Raw genomic sequence first — 16217 nt, forward strand, 5'->3', positions numbered from 1 at the left:
CTGCTGCAGTCGTGCGGCGGACGCGGTGTGCAGGCCGGCCTGTCGCCGCGCCAGCGAGTTGCTGGGTCAGGTGCTTGGCGAGCACCCTGGTGCGTCATCAGCCGCGGGCGTCGGTGCAGACCGGCTCGGCCCCGCGATGGAGGCGGCAGGCGACCAGGATGCCGCCGCGATGAACGCCCTGCCGAAGTACGTCGCCTCCCGAACACTGACCGAGGCCACCTGGAACGCCACGATCACCGAGGGAGACGTCGCCAAGGGGGTAGCACCTCATCAACTACATCGCCAGACTCCTGCTCGGGACCGGCGGGTTGACCCCGACTGCACCCTGGAGCCTGAAAGACACTTAAGCCACCACTTGACTTTCCAGGTCCGGCGGTTAAGGTTAAGTGCATGCTTAAGCGTGAGGCAGCGGACGGAGTGTTCCACGCGCTCGCGGATGCCAACCGGCGAGCCGTTATCGAACGCCTGACCCGCGGCCCGGCCACCGTGAGCGAGCTGGCGGCCCAGCTCGGGGTGACCGTCGCCGCGACGGTCCAGCACCTCCAGGTGCTGCAGGACAACGAGCTGGTGCGGTCGGAGAAGGTCGGTCGGGTCCGCACTTGCCAGATCGATCCGGCCGGCCTCCGCAACGCCGAGGCGTGGTTGCAGCGTCAGCGCACGGCGTGGGAGCACCGCCTGGACCGCCTCGGCGCGGTTCTCGACGACCAGACGGAGGAGTCAGGATCATGACCGACCACTCGGTGAAACACAGCACGTTCACACTGGAGCGGACCTACGCCGCCTCGCCGGCCACGGTCTTCGCGGCCTGGTCCGACCGCGACACGAAGGCGAAGTGGTTCGCGGCCGAGGACACCCGCTACTCGCTGGACTTCCGGGTCGGCGGCACCGAGGCCGTGCACGGCGGCGACGGGGTCGATCTCGTCGCCAGGAGCGAATACCACGACATCCTCCCCGACCAGCGCATCGTCTACACCACGGCCCTGTTCACCGGGGGCGTCTTGTCGACCGTGTCGCTTACCACCGTGCGGTTCGACCGCGACGGCGACGGGACCCGCCTGGTGCTCACCGAACAGGGCACCTTCCTGAACGACCAGGAACAGCCCGAGTGGCGCGAGCGGGGCACCGGCGACTGGCTGGACGCTCTCGGCCGTCAGGTGGCCCAGCGATGACGGCGGACAGCGAACAGCAGATCCGCGAGCTGCTGGAGACCCGCACCCGGGCGTTCGACCGCCGGGACGCCGCCGCCGCGACCGCCGACTACGACGACGACCTCGTGCTGTACGACGCGGTCGGCCCGTTCGTTCGCCGTGGCGAGGACCCGACCGGGCGGGTGGAGAGATGGATCGCGTCGTACCGCACCGGGATCGGGCACGAGATCCGCGACCTGGAGATCACCGCCGGAGCCGATCTCGCGTTCTGCCACTTCCTTGTCCGGATCAGCGGCACGATGCGGGACGGCACCGAGGTCGCCATGTGGGTGCGAGCGACGAGTTGCCTCCGCCGGCAGGGCAGCGCCTGGACGATCGTTCACGAGCACGCGTCAGTGCCCTTCGACGCCGACACCGGCCACGCCGTGCTGCGCGGTGAGCTCTGATGACCCTCCAGCGCCGGGTCCAGGACGTCCTGGACGAACTTGTCGCCAAGGGGGCCGAAACCGGCATGCAGGTCGCCGTCCACCACCAGGGCCATCGGGTCGTCGACGCCGTCGCCGGCGTTGCCGACAGTAGGACCGGACGGCCGGTAACCCCGGAGACCTTGTTCTTCAGCTTCTCCACCGCCAAGGGCGTGGCCGCGTTGATCGCCCACCTGCTGGTCAGGAGCGGCCTGGTCGACTACGACACGCCGGTGGCGGAGGTGTGGCCGGAGTTCGGGATGCACGGCAAGGAAACCGCGACGCTGCGCCAGGTGCTGACGCACACAGTGGGAGTGCCGGCGATGCCCGGCGGACTCGGCCCCACCGACCTGGCCGACTGGCCACGGGTCTGCGCGGCGATCGCCGGCGCGGAACCCCGGTGGCGACCCGGCACCCGGACCGGCTACCACTCCTTCACCTTCGGCTTCCTGGTCGGCGAGATCGCGCGCCGGGTCACCGGGCAGCCGGTGCGGCAGCTGTTGCAGGACTGGGTCGCCGCGCCCCTCGGGATCGTCGGTGAGCTGTACTTCGGTGTGCCCCCGACCGAGCTCGCCCGGCTCGCCCGGCTGGAGGACACCGAGCCACATCTGGCCGAACCGCCGGGGCACGACAGCATCCTGGCGCCGTGGGAACGGCAACCCCGGGCGTCGATGGGCAACAGCCCCGACTTCCTCCAGGCCGACGTCCCGTCAGTGGGCACCTTCACTGCACGGGGGATCGCGACCGTGTACGCGGCGATCCTGGACGGCCGGCTGCTCGCCGCGGACCAGATGGCGGAGCTGTCGACTGTCGCCTTCGAGGGAATCGACCAGGTCTTCGGCAACTCCGCGCGGCTGGGCCTGGGCTACCCGCTTGGTCTCGTCGGCGCCCCAGCGGACAAGGCACCGACCACGTTCGGCTGGCCCGGCGGAGGGGGCAGCTACGCCTACGCCAACCCCGCCACGGGGACGTCGTTCGCGGTTACCAAGAACCGCCTCACCCCAGATTTCGGCACCGCACAACGCCTCTCGGACGTCGTGACCGCCGAGATCGGCCCGCCCGCCTGATACCGGCCGCGCGGGCCGAATCGCCTACACCCTCGTCTGTGAAGAGCCAGTTAAGCCCAGCATCCCAATATGGCCGTAATGCCATTGCGCTATGCCAAGTCGAACTCTCCGCCTTTGGCCCCCTGCAGCGGCCCATGCGCGGCACCAAGCGGCCGGAAAGTGGCACAACACCCGACGCTGGCCCTGGGTGAGCCTCATCGGGAGGGTGCCGTTCGGCAGGGTGGGTCAGATCTACGGCGAAAGCCTGGCCACGATCCTGCTGCTCCCCAACCGTTACGCGGCCACGGGCCAGATGACTCAGCGGATCTTCGAAGCCGTCCTGGCCGGTTGTGTGCCGCTGGCACCGTCCACCATCGCGCACGTCGACCAGTTCGTCCCCGATGAGCTGATCGTCAACGACGCGAGCGACGTGATCATCGCGGTGCATCGGCTGATGTTCCTCGCCGGAACGGTTGAACACTCCGACCTGATCGCGGCCTGCCTGGCCAAACTCGACGTCTTCCGACTCAGCCGTCAGCTGCAGATGCTGGAGGCGATTCTGGGCGAGTTCGGTGCGCTCCGGAGCTGCCGATGAACGCGACCGCACAGGGCCTCGGGGCCCTCTGACCTCGTCCTTTCCGACTATCGTGGAGCGCCATGCAGATGAACCGGGTGGTCGTCGTCGGATCCGGTGGAAGCGGCAAGTCCCACGTGGCGCGCGAGCTCGGCCGGTTGCTGCAGGTGCCGGTCGTCCATCTGGACGCGGTCTACTACGACGACGAGTGGAACCCGCTTCCGCCGGAGAAGTTCGAGGCCGCCCAGCGGGAGTTGGTGGCGGAGCCGCGCTGGGTGATCGACGGCAACCACAACTCCTCGCTGCACATCCGGCTGGCGGCGTGCGACACCGTGGTGATGATGGACGTCCCCACGTGGGCCGCCCTGTGGGGCATCTTCTCCCGCCAGCTCCGGCACGGTGCCGGCCAGCACGGCTCCGGCGTCTACAACCGCATCCACTGGGGCGTGGTCTCGTACGTGGCGACCTACCGGCGACGCATGCGGCCCAAGGTGCTGGCGAAGATCAACGAGCTCGCCGCGGGCAAGCAGGTGGTGTACCTGACCAGCCGCGCAGAGACGCGCCGCTGGCTGGAGCGGGTGGCCGCCGGCCGCTGACCCCCAGGGGCGGCGCCGGCCGTGCGGCGACGCCGGCCGCCGGAGGAGGTGACCGGCCGTGATCTTCAGCAAGCCGTACGCCACCCGCGAGGCGCTCGAACAGACCGTCGCCCACCACGCATGGCTCAAGGAGCACGCCGGACCGCTGCGGCTCCCGTCGATCGTGACCGTTCACTGGGACCACATCGACTTCGTCCTGGTCGAGGGCCGCCACGCCCTCGTCGCCGACGCTCCGGCCGTGGCCACCGACCTCGGCTGTGCCCATGCCGCAGCCTGGAAGAGCGATCTGCACCGTGCGATCCTGACCGCCGCACATCCGCTGGCCGGTGGCCGGAAGCTGTCCGACTTCGTCGCTCCGCGCATCGCAGCTCTCCGCAGACACCGTGATGCTGGGCTGATCAGCGCCCAACAGGTGTCTGACGTGCAGTCGCCCCTGGCGATCAACCGTGCCACCCCGGTCGCCTTCTACAAGGACACCAATCCGCGCAACGTCCTCATCACCGCTGAAGGCCCCGTCATGGTGGACTTCGACAGTCTGACTCTGGCGCCGTTCGGCTACGACCTTGCCAAGCTGCTGGTCACCCTGGCCATGACGTACGGCCCTCTCCCGCCCGAGATCTTCACGACCTACCTGGCTCGTTACAACGAGCCGCTCATGGTTGCCGGCCTGCCGCCGGTCCTCATCGACCAGTTCCGCGCTCACGCGGAAATGCATCACCTGCTCACCCTGCCCTATCTCGGTAAGGGCGGTTACCGGTATCCGTGGCCGGGCGTCCGTCCCCTCCTGGAGGACCTGAAGTGATCTCCACCGAACTGATCTTCATCCGCCACGGAGAGGCGCGATGCAATGTGGACGGCGTCGTCGGCGGCCCGCGTACCTGCACGGGACTGACCGACCTCGGCCGCACGCAGATGACGCTGACCGCCGCCCGCCTCCTCTTCGAACACGAGACGAACCCGTTCACCCGGGTGTACGCCGGACCTCGCCAGCGGCTTCGGGAGAGCGGCTGCATCCTGGCCGACGCCGTCGACCTGCCGCTGATCACCAGTCATGCGCTGGACGGCCCCGTCCACGGCGATGCCGACGGCAAACCCTGGCACGAGGTGAAGACCGCGTTCCAGGGAGGCCCGCACGCTCATCCTGATCAATCGTGGGCGCCGGGCTCCGACACCTGGAACGGCTATCTCAAACGCGCCGGCGCGGTCCTGGCCGATCTCATCCGAAACCATCAGGGAGAACGCGTCCTGTTCGCCGCCCACGGTGAAACCGTACTCGCCGCGCACGCTCTCCTGCTCGATCTACGTCCCGGCCTGACGAGCAGCTTCACCGTCGACCATGCCTCGATCACCCGTTGGCAGCTGCACCGCAGCCGGTTCGGTGTCGAGCGATGGATGCTGCTCTGCCACAACGACACCGCCCACCTGCATGAGTCGGCCGGCTCATGAGCAGCACCGATAGCGACCCGCTGGCTCTGGCCCGCCACCATCTCGGCCCTGTCAGGCCGCTTCCGTGTCCCGACCTGCCGTCGCACCTCCGGCTCCTCGCCGCGGACGACGGACAGCGCTACATGCTCAAGCGCCACACCGCACACGAACGGTTCCACGCGGAGGCCCACGCCTACTCCACCTGGGTCCCGTCCCTCGGTGAACACGCCCCGACCCTGATCCACGCCGATCCGGACAGCCTCTCGTTACTGCTGACCGTCATGCCGGGGCAACGCGCTACGCAACTGATCGAGGGTTCCCCCGCCGAACAGCAGGCTCACCGCGACGCGGGTCACCCTCATCATCGACGAACGCGGCTCGGTCGACGGCATCGTCACACTCGAGGACCTCCTGGAAGAGGTCGTCGGCGAGATCTACGACGAAACCGACCGCGACGTCGTAAACGCGGTCCGCGAGCCCGACGGCGGCCTGCTGCTGCCCGGCACCTTCCCCGTGCACGACCTGCCTGACCTCGACGTCCATCTGGAGGAGCAGCCCGAGAGTGACTACACCACCATCGCGGGCCTCATCCTGACCATGCTCGGCCACGTGCCCGACACCCATGGCGAAACCGTCACTGCCGGAGCCTGGCAGCTGCGGGTTCAGGCCGTCGAAGGCCACGCCATTACGCAGGTCCGCCTAACTCCCATCCGAGACGACGCGGCAGCCGGTCCCGGCGGGGTCGAGCACGAAGCCGAGGCCAGCCGAACCGCCTGACCTCAGCACGTCCCTGGCACGCCCGCGCGGAGGTTAGAGGCAGGGCTCTGTTCCGCGTGGCGGGAAGAACGGGTGTCGCTCCTCGGGCGGCGGGAAGCGGACAGGCATGGATGGCCCATCGCTGATGGAGGCTATCCGGGCCAAGGGGGTGACCGACCCTCGGCTGCTGGCCGCCGTCGCCGCTACGCCGCGCGAGCGGTTCGTGCCGCCGCCTCACGCCGCGCGCGCCGGGCTGGACGAGCCCATTCCGATCGGCCATGGGCAGCCCACCACTCAGCCGTCGCTGGTCGCCGAGATGGTCGATGCGCTGCGATTGTCGGGCGGGGAGACCGTCCTGGAGATCGGCACGGGGTACGGCTACCAGACCGCCCTACTGGCGCGTCTGGCCGGCACGGTCTACACCGTGGAACGCCACGCTGACCTGGCCGACCACGCACGGGCGAATCTTTCCGCCCTGGGCGTCGCCAACGCCGAGGTGGTGGTGGGTGACGGCACGGCAGGCCTACCAGACCTTGCTCCCTTCGATGCGATCATCGTGTCCGCAGCGGCCACCAGAGTGCCCGATCCGCTGGCCGAGCAGCTCGCCGAAGGTGGCCGGCTGGTCATGCCGATCACCACGGCACTGGCCGACATGGTCACCGTGTACGGCAAGAGAGGCGGCCGCTTGCTGCGGCGGCGGTCACTCGTGGCCGCCAACTTCGTCCCCCTTATCGGCACGTACGCCTGAGCGCTGATCAGGCTCTGACCTCACGGCTCCAGAGGCCCGTACTGCCGGCATCGCGCGAACTTAGAAAACGCCGTCCGCCTTGGCCACTCGGATGACCAGTCGTGGACCAGTGGCCGGCCACTTGAGAGCGGCCGACCGGGGCGATGACATAGCTCCAGGTCAAAGCTGAATAGGGGCGGCCAGTCGCTGCGCCGACTGTGCTGGCTAGCTCAGCATCTAGGAGAGGGATTGGGCGGCCTTATTCTCGAGCTCTATTAGTCAATTATCTAGTGCCGCATTTATCTGTGCTCTCCGACTTATTTTCTCCGCATCTCTTGGTTGGCCGATATGGGTACCACCATTTCGCTTCTTTCCTTGTATTTGATGTGCTGGACTGACCGCTATTTTGGCGCGACTTAATAGTAAAGACTCGCCGAATGTCGTTGATCTGGGCTCCGGTTCGGGATTGAATTGAATTGAACCGAACTGTGGGTGGCGCGGACGGTCGGAGGCTGCCGATGACCGTATTGAGGCAGCCGTACTGGCACGACAGCCAGGCGGCCATCTACCACGGCGACGCGCAGCACGTGCTGCCCAAGATGCTTGCAGGCTCGGCAGACTGCGCGAGCCGTCCTGGAGCGGCGGCATGAAGGCTATGACATTTCGCGATCTGCAGGATCTGCCACCCACCATCGACCTGATGACCGCTGCCCGTGTCCTTGGAATCGGCCGGTCCAAGGCGTACCAACTCGCCCGTGACGGCGAGTTCCCCTTTCGGATCATCCGCATCGGTGATCTCTATCGGGTCTGCACCGCTGACCTCATGAAGGTCCTCGGGGTGGAAACGGACGAGAGAGTGAGCTGACCTTCGTAATCGCGTTGCACCCTAGGACGCCGACGCCGTCCACGCCTACACCATCGAGCAACTCGGCCCGGCGGCGTGCCGATCGTCGACGAACAGGCTTCGAAAAGAAGGACACCTCGGCCGGAGTGCAATGCCAGCACTCCGGCACCACCGGCAAGACCGAGAACTGCCAGATCGGCGTCCTTGTGGCCTATGCCACCCCGCTGGCAGAGCGCTCATTGACCGTCGGCTCTACCTGCCTGAACATTTCTGGCCGGCAGACTCCGCTCGCTGCGCGCAGGCCGGCATCCCCGCACATGCCGGCTGCGTACTGGCCATCACCGCCCATCGCACCCTCGTCCTGGACGGGATTAAGCAGGTCGCCCAGGTCACGCGAATGGTGGCAGACCGGCACTGGCACCACTACAGGCGCCAGGGCCGACGCCAAGGTACACCGCCTCTACGCCCCGGGCCCTGGGCCCACATCGACACCGGCCCGGCTTGCGGAGCCTTCCCGCTGTTTACCCACCACGGGCCGTGAAACCAGGCGTAACCAATCGCCGGCTCGCGGCCCTCGGAGTGGTGGCATCGCGCCGCGCAGACGCAGTTGGTCGGCGCAGCGGCCTACAACGGCGTTGAGGGCGTCCGGCGTGTGTGGTCGACCAGGTCCCGCACCCTCACTGTGGCGAAGACGCTGAGCCTTCGAGGGTCGCTCACATGCTCGCCTAGCAAGGCGCCCGTTGGCTGGCACGGGCCTATTCAGCCAGAGATCGACGGCAGGACCGTCGCTAGGCTAGGGGGACGTGCGTGTCGATCAAGGACTGGGTCGCGATGCCAGCCAGCAGCGCCTGGTGGAAGCCACGTTCAATCGGACACGAGATCAGGTGCTTTCTAGTGCCGTCTGGGGTTAGCGGTAGTCACATGATCGGGTTCAAACCACTAACGCCACGCTAACGAACGATCAAGGGCTTGACCGCTGTCGCCAGCGATCAGGCCCTTGACCTGCAACTACAGTGTCGGGGTGGCGGGATTTGAACCCACGACCTCTTCGTCCCGAACGAAGCGCGCTGCCAAGCTGCGCTACACCCCGGCGCACGCCCGTCGTGTGCGTGCTTGAAGAAGTCTAGCCCACTTCCGGGATGGTTGTGACCGCCTTCAGCGCCGGGGAACCAGGGTCAGCAAAGTCGCCTCCGGGAAGCAGGCGAAGCGGGCCGGGGCGTACGGGGAGGTGCCGAGGCCGGCCGAGACGTGCAGCCAGGCGCCGTCGTGGCGGCTCAGGCCCTTCACCCTGGCCCGGTCGATGCCGCAGTTGGTCACCAGGGCGCCGTAGAAGGGGACGCAGAGCTGGCCGCCGTGGGTGTGGCCGGCGAGCAGGAGCTCGTAGCCGTCGGCCGCGAAGAGGGACATGTTGCGCGGCTCGGGCGAGTGCATGACGCCCAGCCGCAGGTCGGCGTCGGAGGGCGCCGGGCCCGCCACGAGGTCGTAGCGGTCACGGGAGATGTGGGAGTCGTGGATGCCCGCCACGGCGACGTCGAGGTCGCCCACCTTGATGCGGGCGGTGGTGTTGTTCATGTCGAGCCAGCCCTCGGCCGCCATGCCCGCCCCGAGCTCCTCCCACGGCAGGGACGGCACGTGCTGGCGGCGCTCGTTCTTGGACGTACGCCACAGGTAGCGGGCCGGGTTCTTCGGCTTGGGGGCGTAGAGGTCGTTGGAGCCGTACACGAACAGGCCGGGACGCGACAGCAAGGGCTCCAGGGCGTGCAGGAGCGACGGGACGGCGTCCGGGTGGGCGATCGAGTCGCCGGTGTTGACCACCAAGTCGGGCTCCAGGGAGCCCAGGGAACGCACCCAGTTGATCAGCATCGAACGGCCCGGCGTCAGATGCAGGTCGGACAGGTGGAGGATGCGCACGGGACGCTGCCCGCGCTCCAGCACGGGTACGTCGAAGCGGCGCAGGCGGAACCAGTTGCGCTCCACCACGGAGGCGTAGGTCAGCCCGGCCAGGCCGAGGCCGAACACGGACAGGGGCACTGCGACGGCTTTCCTCACCCCTTCATGATGCCCGACATCGGGCGGGAGACGACCGTGGCGGTCCGCACAGGCGGCAAGATGGACCGCATGAGCGCATTGAAGGACAAGCTGAAGGCCGATCTGACGGCCTCGCTGAAGAGCCGGGACGAGGTACGCCTCCGGACCATCCGGATGGCACTGGCCGCGGTGAACGTCGAAGAGGTCGCCGGCAAGGAGGCCAGGGAGCTGACCGACGACGAGGTCATCAAGGTCCTCACCAAGGAGGCCAAGAAGCGGCGCGAGGCGGCGGAGGCGTTCGGCAACGCGGGGCGCGCCGAGCAGGCGCAGGCCGAGCTCGACGAGCAGAAGGTGCTGGAGGAGTACCTGCCGGCGCAGCTGTCCGACGAGGAGCTGGCCGTGCTGGTCGACGCCGCCATCGCCGAGACCGGGGCCTCGGGCCCGCAGGCCATGGGTCAGGTCATGAAGGCCGTCAACCCGAAGGTCGCCGGTCGCGCCGAGGGTGGCCGCGTCGCCGCCGCCGTACGCGCCCGCCTCGCGGCCAAGTAACACCGACCGGCCGCCTCCCCGGCTCACGCCGCAGCTTTGACCGGCGGGCCGTGATCGGGCGGGTCTCTGTGCGGGTTCCGCCGATCCGGGCCTCCGAGGCCTCCGCACCTGGTGGGCGGGGGCCTCAGCGCTTCACGGGCCCGTCTCCGGGCCGCGAAGGCGCGGGAGAGGGCCCGGCCGGTCCACCGGACTCCCGGAAGGCCCACAAGCGCCCGCAGGCCCGCAGAGGCCCCTGGAGGGTCAGTCGTCGTTGCCGGCGGGGCCGGCGTCACCGGCCCCGCGACCGTTGCCGCGGCCGTTGCCCGGGCCATCGCCACCGCGCCCGTTGCCCCAATCGCCCCAGTCGCCCCGGTCGTCGCCGCCGCCGTCGTCGTCGCGGTCGAACCAGTCGAACGGATCGCGCGGCCCGTCGTCGCGCCGCTCCTTGGGCGGCTTGGGCGCGCAGTTGTCGGTGCAGCCGCCGAAGCGCGACCGGTCGACCGGCGTGAAGTCCGTCGGCTCGACCCCCTTGAGGGCGTCCAGCATGGAGTCCTTCCAGATGCGCCCCGAGATCGACGCCCCGTACACGTACGAGTAGTACCGCCCGCCGATCGTGACCCCGATCAGCTTGTGGGCCGAGGTGCCGCGCGGGTCGCCCAGGCTCACGGCCGACGCCAGGTTCGGCGTGTAACCGGCGAACCAGGCGGACATGTAGTTGTCGGTCGTGCCGGTCTTGCCGGCCGCGTCACGCCCGATCCCGCCGACCTCGGTCATGGTGCCCTTGGTGAACACCCCGGACAGGATGCCGTTGACGGCGTCGGCGACCTTCTCGTCCAGCACCTGGGAGCACTTCGGCTTGTACTGCTTGACCTTGCCGTAGCGGTCGGTGATCTCGGTGATGGCCAGCGGCTTGCAGTATTCACCGCGGGCGGCGAATACCGCGTATGAGCTGGCGATCGTGACGGGGTCGACCTCGTTGACGCCGAGCGTGAAGGTCTCGACCTCCGACAGCTTCTGCCCGTCGGCCCGCTTGACGCCGAGCTTCTTGGCCATCTTGACGACGTCGCAGAGCCCGACCTCCTCCTGCAGCTTGACGAAGAAGGTGTTTACCGAGCCCCAGGTGCCGGTCTCGAGCGTCTTGAAGCCGCCGCCGCCCTCGCTGGAGTTGCGCACGGTGTGGGACGGGTCGCCGACGTTCTGGCCCTTGCAGTTCTTGAACGCGCTGTAGCCGCTGGCCTTGTAACCAGCGGGGGAGGGGAAGCCGTCGCCGTACTTCAAGCCCTCTTCGAGCGCGGCGGCCAGTGTGTACACCTTGGCCGTCGAGCCCTGCTGGAACCCGCGGCCGCCGCCGTGCGCGCCGTCGGCCACGATGTTGTAGCTCATCTCGTTCTTGCTCTTGCTCCGGCCGTACTTCCGGGAGGCGGCCATGGCCTTGATCTCACCGGTGCCGGGAACGACCATGGCCTGCGAGGCCACGGGCTTGTCCTTGGCGCTGACGTACTTCCTGATCGCCTGCTCGGCGGCGGCCTGCATCTTGGGCTCGATCGTGGTCTTGATCCTCAGACCGCCCCGCTCCAGGAGCTCCCTGCGCTCCTCCTGGTTCTTGCCGAAGTCCTCGTTGTTGAGGATCTCGTACTGGACGTAGAGGCAGAAGTACGGATATTCGCTCTCCTCGCACCCGCCGGGAGCCTCGATGTCCTTGAAGCCGAGCTTCTTCGTCTTGGCTTCGGCCGCCTCCTGCGGCTTGATCATCTTGAGCTCGGCCATGCGGTCGAGCACGACGTTGCGTCGCTCCAGCAGCCGCTCACGCGAGTCAGGGCCGACGTTGGGGTCGGTGCGGGCGGGGTTCTGGACGGCGCCGGCGAGCGTGGCGGCCTCGACGAGGTTGAGCTCGGAGGCCGGCTTGTCGAAGAAGCGCTTGGCCGCCGCCTGGATGCCGTGCGCGCCCGCGCCGAAGTAGGCGATGTTCAGATATTTCTCGAGGATCTGGTCCTTGGTGTACTTCTTCTCGACCGCCATGGCGTGGCGCAGCTCCGACAGCTTGCGCGAGACCGTGGGCGCGATCGCCGCGGCCTGCTCCTCCGGCGTCTTGGCCTTGTTGAGCAGGACCTGCTTGACGTACTGCTGGGTGATCGAGGAACCGCCCTGCGTGACGCCGCCGCTCGTCAGATTCTTGACGAGCGCTCTTGCCGTTCCTTCCACATCGATGGGCCCGTGCTGGTAGAAACGGTAGTCCTCGATGGCGATCAGGGCTGTGCGCATGATGGGGGCGACCTTGTCCAGCGTGACCGACTGCCGGTTCTCGAAGTAGAACTGGCCGATCTGGTCGCCGTTGGCGTCGTAGAGCCGGGTGACCTCCGACAGCGGAGGCTCCTCCAGCTCCTCGGGCTTGAGGTTGAGCCCTTCGACGGCGCTCTTCGTGGAGATCCCCGCTCCACCGATCGCGGGCAGCGCCACGGCGGCGGTGAGCACGCCGGCCGCTGCTCCCGCGGTGATCAGGCGCAGGATGTTGAGTACCGGGTTGGAGCGGTCTTTGCCCTGGGCTTGCACACCCCTAAGGGTACGTCGAAAGACTGACCTAATCGGTAGCACGACACCATTTCGCCTTGACTGGCGGGGGTGACTAGTCATTCCCGGTCAAGACTGCCGCGAGAAATTGGTCCTCTGGGGTCTGTCGGCCCGAAGGGTCGGTTGCGTACGTTCTCCCTGCGGCAACTGAATACGGAGGCTCGGCGCCCGCGCCCGTCGGCCCCAAATGACGACTGACCACCTAAGGGGAGTGGGGTCGAAAAATGTGGATCACGGATTGGACCTCCCGTGCCGCCTGCAAGGGTGCGGATCCGGATGCCCTGTTCGTGCAGGGCGCCGCGCAGAACAGAGCGAAACTCATCTGCCGGGGTTGCCCGGTCCGTACCGAGTGCCTCGCCGATGCGCTGGACAACCGCATCGAGTTCGGGGTGTGGGGCGGTATGACCGAACGCGAAAGGCGTGCGCTGCTGCGCAGACGGCCCGACGTGGACTCGTGGCGCGACCTGCTCGAGTCGGCCAAGGAAGAGTACGAACGGACCAACGAGCTGATCGCGGGCTGATCCCGGATCGGCGACCGCGTACGGCCGGCGCCGCCCGCCGGCCGTACCTCTATGCGGTCGCCAGCAGGTTCCCGATCCGGCGCAGCCCCGCCAGATCGTGGACGTCCTCGGACATGGCGCGGACCTGCACCACGGGCACCGTGGGGTGGGCCGAGACGAAATGCTCCTGTTCGCGGCTCTCACGGGCCGCGAGCTGCATCCGCCCGGCGTGCAGCCGCAGCACGGCGGCGGTGAGCTCGTGCTCGCCCCTCGATTCCAGGTCTTCCGCGGCGGCGGCGCTGCGGGCGGCCGACAGCGCCGAGGCCGGAGAGGTGTGCACGCGGTTGACCACCAGGCCGGCCAACGGCATACGCTCCTCGGCCAGGCGTTCCACGAAGTAGGACGCCTCGCGCATCGCGTCCCGCTCGGGCGCGGCCACCACGAGGAAGGCCGTGCCGGGCGCCTGCAGCAGCCGGTACGTCGCCTCGGCCCGCTGCCGGAACCCGCCGAACACCGCGTCGAGCGCGGACACGAACGTCTGCAGGTCCTTGATGACCTGCGCGCCGAGCAGCTTCGTCATCGCCCCGGCCATCAACCCGAACCCGGCGTTGAGCAGCCGGAACGCGCTGCGCCCACCGGCCTTGGCCGGGGCGGTCAGCAGCCTGATGAACCTGCCGTCGAGGAAGCGTCCGAGCCGCTCGGGAGCGTCGAGGAAGTCGAGCGCCGAGCGCGAGGGCGGCGTGTCCACGATGATCAGGTCCCACTCGTCGGAGCGGCGCAGCTGGCCGAGCTTCTCCATGGCCATGTACTCCTGCGTGCCGGAGAAGCTCGACGAAAGGGACTGGTAGAAGGGGTTCGACAGGATCTGCCGGGCCCGCTCCGGGTCGGCGTGCGCCTCGATGATCTCGTCGAACGTGCGCTTCATGTCGAGCATCATCGCGTAGAGTCGGCCGTCGCCGTCGGGCGAGCCGACCAGGCGCGGGGTGTTGTCGAGCTCCGTCAGGCCCATCGACTGGGCCAGGCGCCGCGCCGGGTCGACGGTCAGCACGACCGCGCACCGGCCGCGCTCGGCGGCCCGCAGGCCGAGCGCCGCGGCGGTCGTGGTCTTGCCGACGCCGCCGGAGCCGCAGCACACGATGATGCGGGTGCCCCGATCGTCGAGGATCGCGTCGATGTCGAGTACGGCGGGCTTCTTCACGCTGCTCCCTGGGTGCGCATGGACTCGGCCAGCTCGTACAGGCCGGCCAGGTCGACGCCGTCGGCCAGCAACGGCAGCTCGTACGTCGTCAGGCCCGCTTCGGCCAGCGATTCGCGTTCGGTGCTTTCGAGGCGGGTGCGGCGGGCGTGTTCCACGATCTCTTCGGCGAGCGCCTCGGCCATTGAAGTGGCCTGGGCGCCGTCGATCACTCCTGCCGCCTTGAGGCCGAGAGTGAGCTCCGCGACGTCGAGCCGGCCTTTGACAGCCGAGTCAAGTGCGGCCTGGGGAAGGAGGGATTCGCGCACCATGTTGATGAATATGCCACCGGCGGGAAGACCGGCAGCGCGCAATTCGGTGACGCCGTCGAGCGTCTCCTGCACCGGCATCTCCTCCAGCAGGGTGACGAAGTGCACGGCGGTCTCCGGCGATTTCACGACGCCGCTGACCAGGTCGGAGTGGTTCTTGATCGGGCCGACCTTGGCCAGGCCCGCCACTTCCTTGGTGACGTTCAGGAAACGGGTGATGCGGCCCGTGGGCGGGGCGTCGAGGACGACCGCGTCGTAGACCCTGCGGCCGTTCCTGCCGCGCCGGCGTACGGCCTCAGTCGTCTTGCCGGTGACGAGCACGTCGCGGAAGCCGGGCGCGACGGTGGTGGCGAAGTCGACGACGCCCATCTTGGTCAGCGCGCGACCCGCGCGGCGCATCCCGTAGAACATCTCCATGTACTCGAGCATGGCCTCCTCGGGATCGATGGCCAGCGCGTACACGTCACCGCCCGACGGGGCCACCGCGATCTTGCGCTCTTCGTACGGCAGCGGCGGCAGGTCGAAGATCTGCGCGATGCCCTGCCGGCCTTCCACCTCCACCAGCAGCACCTTGCGGCCGCCCGAGGCCAGCGCAAGGGCCAGGGCGGCGGCGACCGTCGTCTTGCCGGTGCCGCCCTTGCCGGTGACGACGTGCAGTCGTACGTCGGCCCAATCCGTGTCCGGAGAGTCCACGCTTCGAGGCTACCGAAGCGTCACTTGCCGAAAGCCGACGACCACCCATTGAGATTGCTCACACTCTGATGCGCCACGCATGGCGGCGGCCGACAGGCTGCGGGTTCAGCGCCTATGGTGCGGCGCGTTCAGCGGTGCAGCACAGGCTGCGGGTCTCAGCGCCTATCGTGATCCCCATGAAGAAATGGGAGTACCTCACCGCCCCGCTGCTGATCCACAACACGAAGATGATCCTGGACAACTTCGGCGCAGACGGCTGGGAGCTCGTGCAGATCGTGCAGGGCGCCACGCCCGAGCAGCTCGTCGCCTACTTCAAGCGGGAGAAGCAGTGACCACCACCCCTGAAGAGAGGCTCACGGAGCTCGGCCTGACGCTGCCCGAGGTGGTGGCCCCGCTGGCGGCCTACGTGCCGGCCGTGCGCACCGGCGACCTCGTCTACACCTCGGGCCAGCTGCCCATGGTGGAGGGCAAGCTGGCGCTGACCGGCAAGCTGGGCGCCGAGGTGACCACCGAGCAGGGCGCCGAGCTGGCCCGCGTCTGCGCGCTCAACGCGCTGGCCGCGGTCAAGGCCGAGGTCGGCGATCTGGCGAGGGTCGTGCGCGTCGTCAAGGTCGTGGTGTTCGTGGCCGGCGACCCCGCCTTCACCGACCAGCCGAAGGTCGGCAACGGCGCCAGCGAGTTGCTCGTCCAGGCGCTGGGCGACGTGGTGGGCAAGCACGCGCGCAGCGCCGTGGGTGTGGCCTCCCTGCCGCTGGACGCGCCCGTCGAAGTGGAACTGATCGCCGAAGTCGACTGAACGGGCATATGTCACCATGAC

Annotated in this window: 21 protein-coding genes, 1 tRNA gene and 1 pseudogene; 17 read left to right on the forward strand and 6 right to left on the reverse strand. The window is 68.4% G+C overall.

What is annotated here, in order from left to right; genetic code table 11:
* The first annotated feature begins 390 nt into the window (after positions 1 to 390).
* The 8 genes from E1286_RS13935 (at position 391) to E1286_RS13970 (ending at position 5274) form a co-directional block, all read left to right on the forward strand.
* On the forward strand, positions 391 to 729 hold the full coding sequence (locus tag E1286_RS13935; protein WP_132612432.1) for an ArsR/SmtB family transcription factor: 339 nt from the start codon (positions 391 to 393) through the stop codon (positions 727 to 729).
* Positions 726 to 1169: an SRPBCC domain-containing protein gene (locus E1286_RS13940; RefSeq protein ID WP_132612434.1), complete on the forward strand. Its 444-nt coding sequence runs from the start codon at positions 726 to 728 to the stop codon at positions 1167 to 1169. Before E1286_RS13935 ends, E1286_RS13940 begins: the two co-directional genes overlap by 4 nt.
* Positions 1166 to 1594, forward strand: a complete 429-nt coding sequence (locus E1286_RS13945) for a YybH family protein (RefSeq protein ID WP_132612436.1) — start codon at positions 1166 to 1168, stop codon at positions 1592 to 1594. Before E1286_RS13940 ends, E1286_RS13945 begins: the two co-directional genes overlap by 4 nt.
* On the forward strand, positions 1594 to 2679 hold the full coding sequence (locus E1286_RS13950; RefSeq protein ID WP_132612438.1) for a serine hydrolase domain-containing protein: 1086 nt from the start codon (positions 1594 to 1596) through the stop codon (positions 2677 to 2679). Before E1286_RS13945 ends, E1286_RS13950 begins: the two co-directional genes overlap by 1 nt.
* A 220-nt stretch (positions 2680 to 2899) precedes the next feature.
* Positions 2900 to 3253 carry a hypothetical protein gene (locus E1286_RS13955; protein ID WP_132612440.1) on the forward strand — a complete coding sequence of 118 codons (354 nt, stop codon included), beginning with the start codon at positions 2900 to 2902 and terminating at the stop codon, positions 3251 to 3253.
* Between the two features lie 62 nt (positions 3254 to 3315).
* Positions 3316 to 3828, forward strand: a complete 513-nt coding sequence (locus tag E1286_RS13960) for a P-loop NTPase family protein (protein ID WP_132612442.1) — start codon at positions 3316 to 3318, stop codon at positions 3826 to 3828.
* A gap of 58 nt (positions 3829 to 3886) precedes the next feature.
* Positions 3887 to 4630, forward strand: coding sequence for a phosphotransferase (locus E1286_RS13965; protein WP_132612444.1), 744 nt, complete (start codon positions 3887 to 3889; stop codon positions 4628 to 4630).
* Positions 4627 to 5274, forward strand: coding sequence for a histidine phosphatase family protein (locus E1286_RS13970; protein WP_132612446.1), 648 nt, complete (start codon positions 4627 to 4629; stop codon positions 5272 to 5274). Before E1286_RS13965 ends, E1286_RS13970 begins: the two co-directional genes overlap by 4 nt.
* A 276-nt stretch (positions 5275 to 5550) precedes the next feature.
* On the opposite strand, the gene E1286_RS50180 is transcribed toward E1286_RS13970, so the two are convergent.
* Complete coding sequence (locus E1286_RS50180; RefSeq protein ID WP_246074842.1) at positions 5551 to 5796, reverse strand: hypothetical protein; 246 nt, start codon at positions 5794 to 5796, stop codon at positions 5551 to 5553.
* Here E1286_RS50180 and E1286_RS50185 point away from each other — a divergent pair.
* The 5 genes and pseudogenes from E1286_RS50185 to E1286_RS13990 all read left to right on the forward strand — a co-directional run.
* Positions 5767 to 6030 carry a transporter associated domain-containing protein gene (locus E1286_RS50185; RefSeq protein WP_246074844.1) on the forward strand — a complete coding sequence of 88 codons (264 nt, stop codon included), beginning with the start codon at positions 5767 to 5769 and terminating at the stop codon, positions 6028 to 6030. The two genes, E1286_RS50180 and E1286_RS50185, sit on opposite strands and share 30 nt — an antisense overlap.
* A gap of 124 nt (positions 6031 to 6154) precedes the next feature.
* Positions 6155 to 6757 (forward strand): protein-L-isoaspartate(D-aspartate) O-methyltransferase, encoded by a 603-nt coding sequence (locus tag E1286_RS13980; RefSeq protein ID WP_246074846.1) that lies wholly within the window; start codon positions 6155 to 6157, stop codon positions 6755 to 6757.
* Positions 6758 to 7254: 497 nt separating this feature from the next.
* Complete coding sequence (locus E1286_RS51260; RefSeq protein ID WP_281282675.1) at positions 7255 to 7386, forward strand: hypothetical protein; 132 nt, start codon at positions 7255 to 7257, stop codon at positions 7384 to 7386.
* Positions 7383 to 7601, forward strand: a complete 219-nt coding sequence (locus E1286_RS13985; RefSeq protein ID WP_132612452.1) for a helix-turn-helix domain-containing protein — start codon at positions 7383 to 7385, stop codon at positions 7599 to 7601. The genes E1286_RS51260 and E1286_RS13985 overlap by 4 nt, the downstream gene beginning before the upstream one ends.
* A gap of 66 nt (positions 7602 to 7667) precedes the next feature.
* Positions 7668 to 7890, forward strand: a pseudogene (locus E1286_RS13990) (transposase); the annotation flags it as partial.
* A gap of 706 nt (positions 7891 to 8596) precedes the next feature.
* Here the strand turns inward: E1286_RS13990 and E1286_RS13995 are convergent.
* Positions 8597 to 8670 (reverse strand) — tRNA-Pro (locus E1286_RS13995).
* Between the two features lie 65 nt (positions 8671 to 8735).
* On the reverse strand, positions 8736 to 9629 hold the full coding sequence (locus E1286_RS14000; RefSeq protein ID WP_132612454.1) for a metallophosphoesterase: 894 nt from the start codon (positions 9627 to 9629) through the stop codon (positions 8736 to 8738).
* Positions 9630 to 9698: 69 nt separating this feature from the next.
* Between E1286_RS14000 and E1286_RS14005 the strand changes: the two genes are divergently transcribed.
* Positions 9699 to 10157, forward strand: coding sequence for a GatB/YqeY domain-containing protein (locus tag E1286_RS14005; protein ID WP_132612456.1), 459 nt, complete (start codon positions 9699 to 9701; stop codon positions 10155 to 10157).
* Between the two features lie 240 nt (positions 10158 to 10397).
* On the opposite strand, the gene E1286_RS14010 is transcribed toward E1286_RS14005, so the two are convergent.
* Positions 10398 to 12686 carry a transglycosylase domain-containing protein gene (locus E1286_RS14010; protein WP_246074849.1) on the reverse strand — a complete coding sequence of 763 codons (2289 nt, stop codon included), beginning with the start codon at positions 12684 to 12686 and terminating at the stop codon, positions 10398 to 10400.
* A 242-nt stretch (positions 12687 to 12928) separates the two neighbouring features.
* On the opposite strand from E1286_RS14010, the gene E1286_RS14015 reads away from it, so the two are divergent.
* Positions 12929 to 13225: a WhiB family transcriptional regulator gene (locus tag E1286_RS14015; RefSeq protein ID WP_090771382.1), complete on the forward strand. Its 297-nt coding sequence runs from the start codon at positions 12929 to 12931 to the stop codon at positions 13223 to 13225.
* Positions 13226 to 13274: 49 nt separating this feature from the next.
* Here E1286_RS14015 and bagB read toward each other — a convergent pair whose 3' ends face one another.
* Together bagB and bagA are read right to left on the reverse strand one after the other, a co-directional pair.
* On the reverse strand, positions 13275 to 14402 hold the full coding sequence (gene bagB, locus E1286_RS14020; protein WP_132612460.1) for an ATPase BagB: 1128 nt from the start codon (positions 14400 to 14402) through the stop codon (positions 13275 to 13277).
* Positions 14399 to 15400: an ATPase BagA gene (gene bagA / locus E1286_RS14025; RefSeq protein ID WP_132612462.1), complete on the reverse strand. Its 1002-nt coding sequence runs from the start codon at positions 15398 to 15400 to the stop codon at positions 14399 to 14401. The genes bagB and bagA overlap by 4 nt, the downstream gene beginning before the upstream one ends.
* 176 nt (positions 15401 to 15576) lie before the next feature.
* Between bagA and sp36 the strand changes: the two genes are divergently transcribed.
* Both sp36 and E1286_RS14035 read left to right on the forward strand, forming a co-directional pair.
* On the forward strand, positions 15577 to 15732 hold the full coding sequence (gene sp36 / locus E1286_RS48845) for a Sp36 family protein (RefSeq protein WP_132612464.1): 156 nt from the start codon (positions 15577 to 15579) through the stop codon (positions 15730 to 15732).
* Positions 15729 to 16196, forward strand: coding sequence for a RidA family protein (locus E1286_RS14035; protein ID WP_132612466.1), 468 nt, complete (start codon positions 15729 to 15731; stop codon positions 16194 to 16196). The genes sp36 and E1286_RS14035 overlap by 4 nt, the downstream gene beginning before the upstream one ends.
* Positions 16197 to 16217 lie beyond the last annotated feature (21 nt).

This window comes from Nonomuraea terrae (assembly GCF_004348995.1).
Lineage (GTDB): Bacteria > Actinomycetota > Actinomycetes > Streptosporangiales > Streptosporangiaceae > Nonomuraea > Nonomuraea terrae.

Coding starts and splice junctions, on each gene's coding strand:
- E1286_RS13985 (WP_132612452.1), top strand. CDS start 7,383: ATGAAGGCTATGACATTTCGCGATCTGCAGGATCTGCCACCCACCATC.
- E1286_RS14005 (WP_132612456.1), top strand. CDS start 9,699: ATGAGCGCATTGAAGGACAAGCTGAAGGCCGATCTGACGGCCTCGCTG.
- E1286_RS13980 (WP_246074846.1), top strand. CDS start 6,155: ATGGAGGCTATCCGGGCCAAGGGGGTGACCGACCCTCGGCTGCTGGCC.
- E1286_RS13950 (WP_132612438.1), top strand. CDS start 1,594: ATGACCCTCCAGCGCCGGGTCCAGGACGTCCTGGACGAACTTGTCGCC.
- E1286_RS13960 (WP_132612442.1), top strand. CDS start 3,316: ATGCAGATGAACCGGGTGGTCGTCGTCGGATCCGGTGGAAGCGGCAAG.
- E1286_RS51260 (WP_281282675.1), top strand. CDS start 7,255: ATGACCGTATTGAGGCAGCCGTACTGGCACGACAGCCAGGCGGCCATC.
- sp36 (WP_132612464.1), top strand. CDS start 15,577: ATGAAGAAATGGGAGTACCTCACCGCCCCGCTGCTGATCCACAACACG.
- E1286_RS13935 (WP_132612432.1), top strand. CDS start 391: ATGCTTAAGCGTGAGGCAGCGGACGGAGTGTTCCACGCGCTCGCGGAT.
- E1286_RS50180 (WP_246074842.1), bottom strand. CDS start 5,796: ATGGACGTCGAGGTCAGGCAGGTCGTGCACGGGGAAGGTGCCGGGCAG.
- E1286_RS13945 (WP_132612436.1), top strand. CDS start 1,166: ATGACGGCGGACAGCGAACAGCAGATCCGCGAGCTGCTGGAGACCCGC.
- E1286_RS13940 (WP_132612434.1), top strand. CDS start 726: ATGACCGACCACTCGGTGAAACACAGCACGTTCACACTGGAGCGGACC.
- E1286_RS14015 (WP_090771382.1), top strand. CDS start 12,929: ATGTGGATCACGGATTGGACCTCCCGTGCCGCCTGCAAGGGTGCGGAT.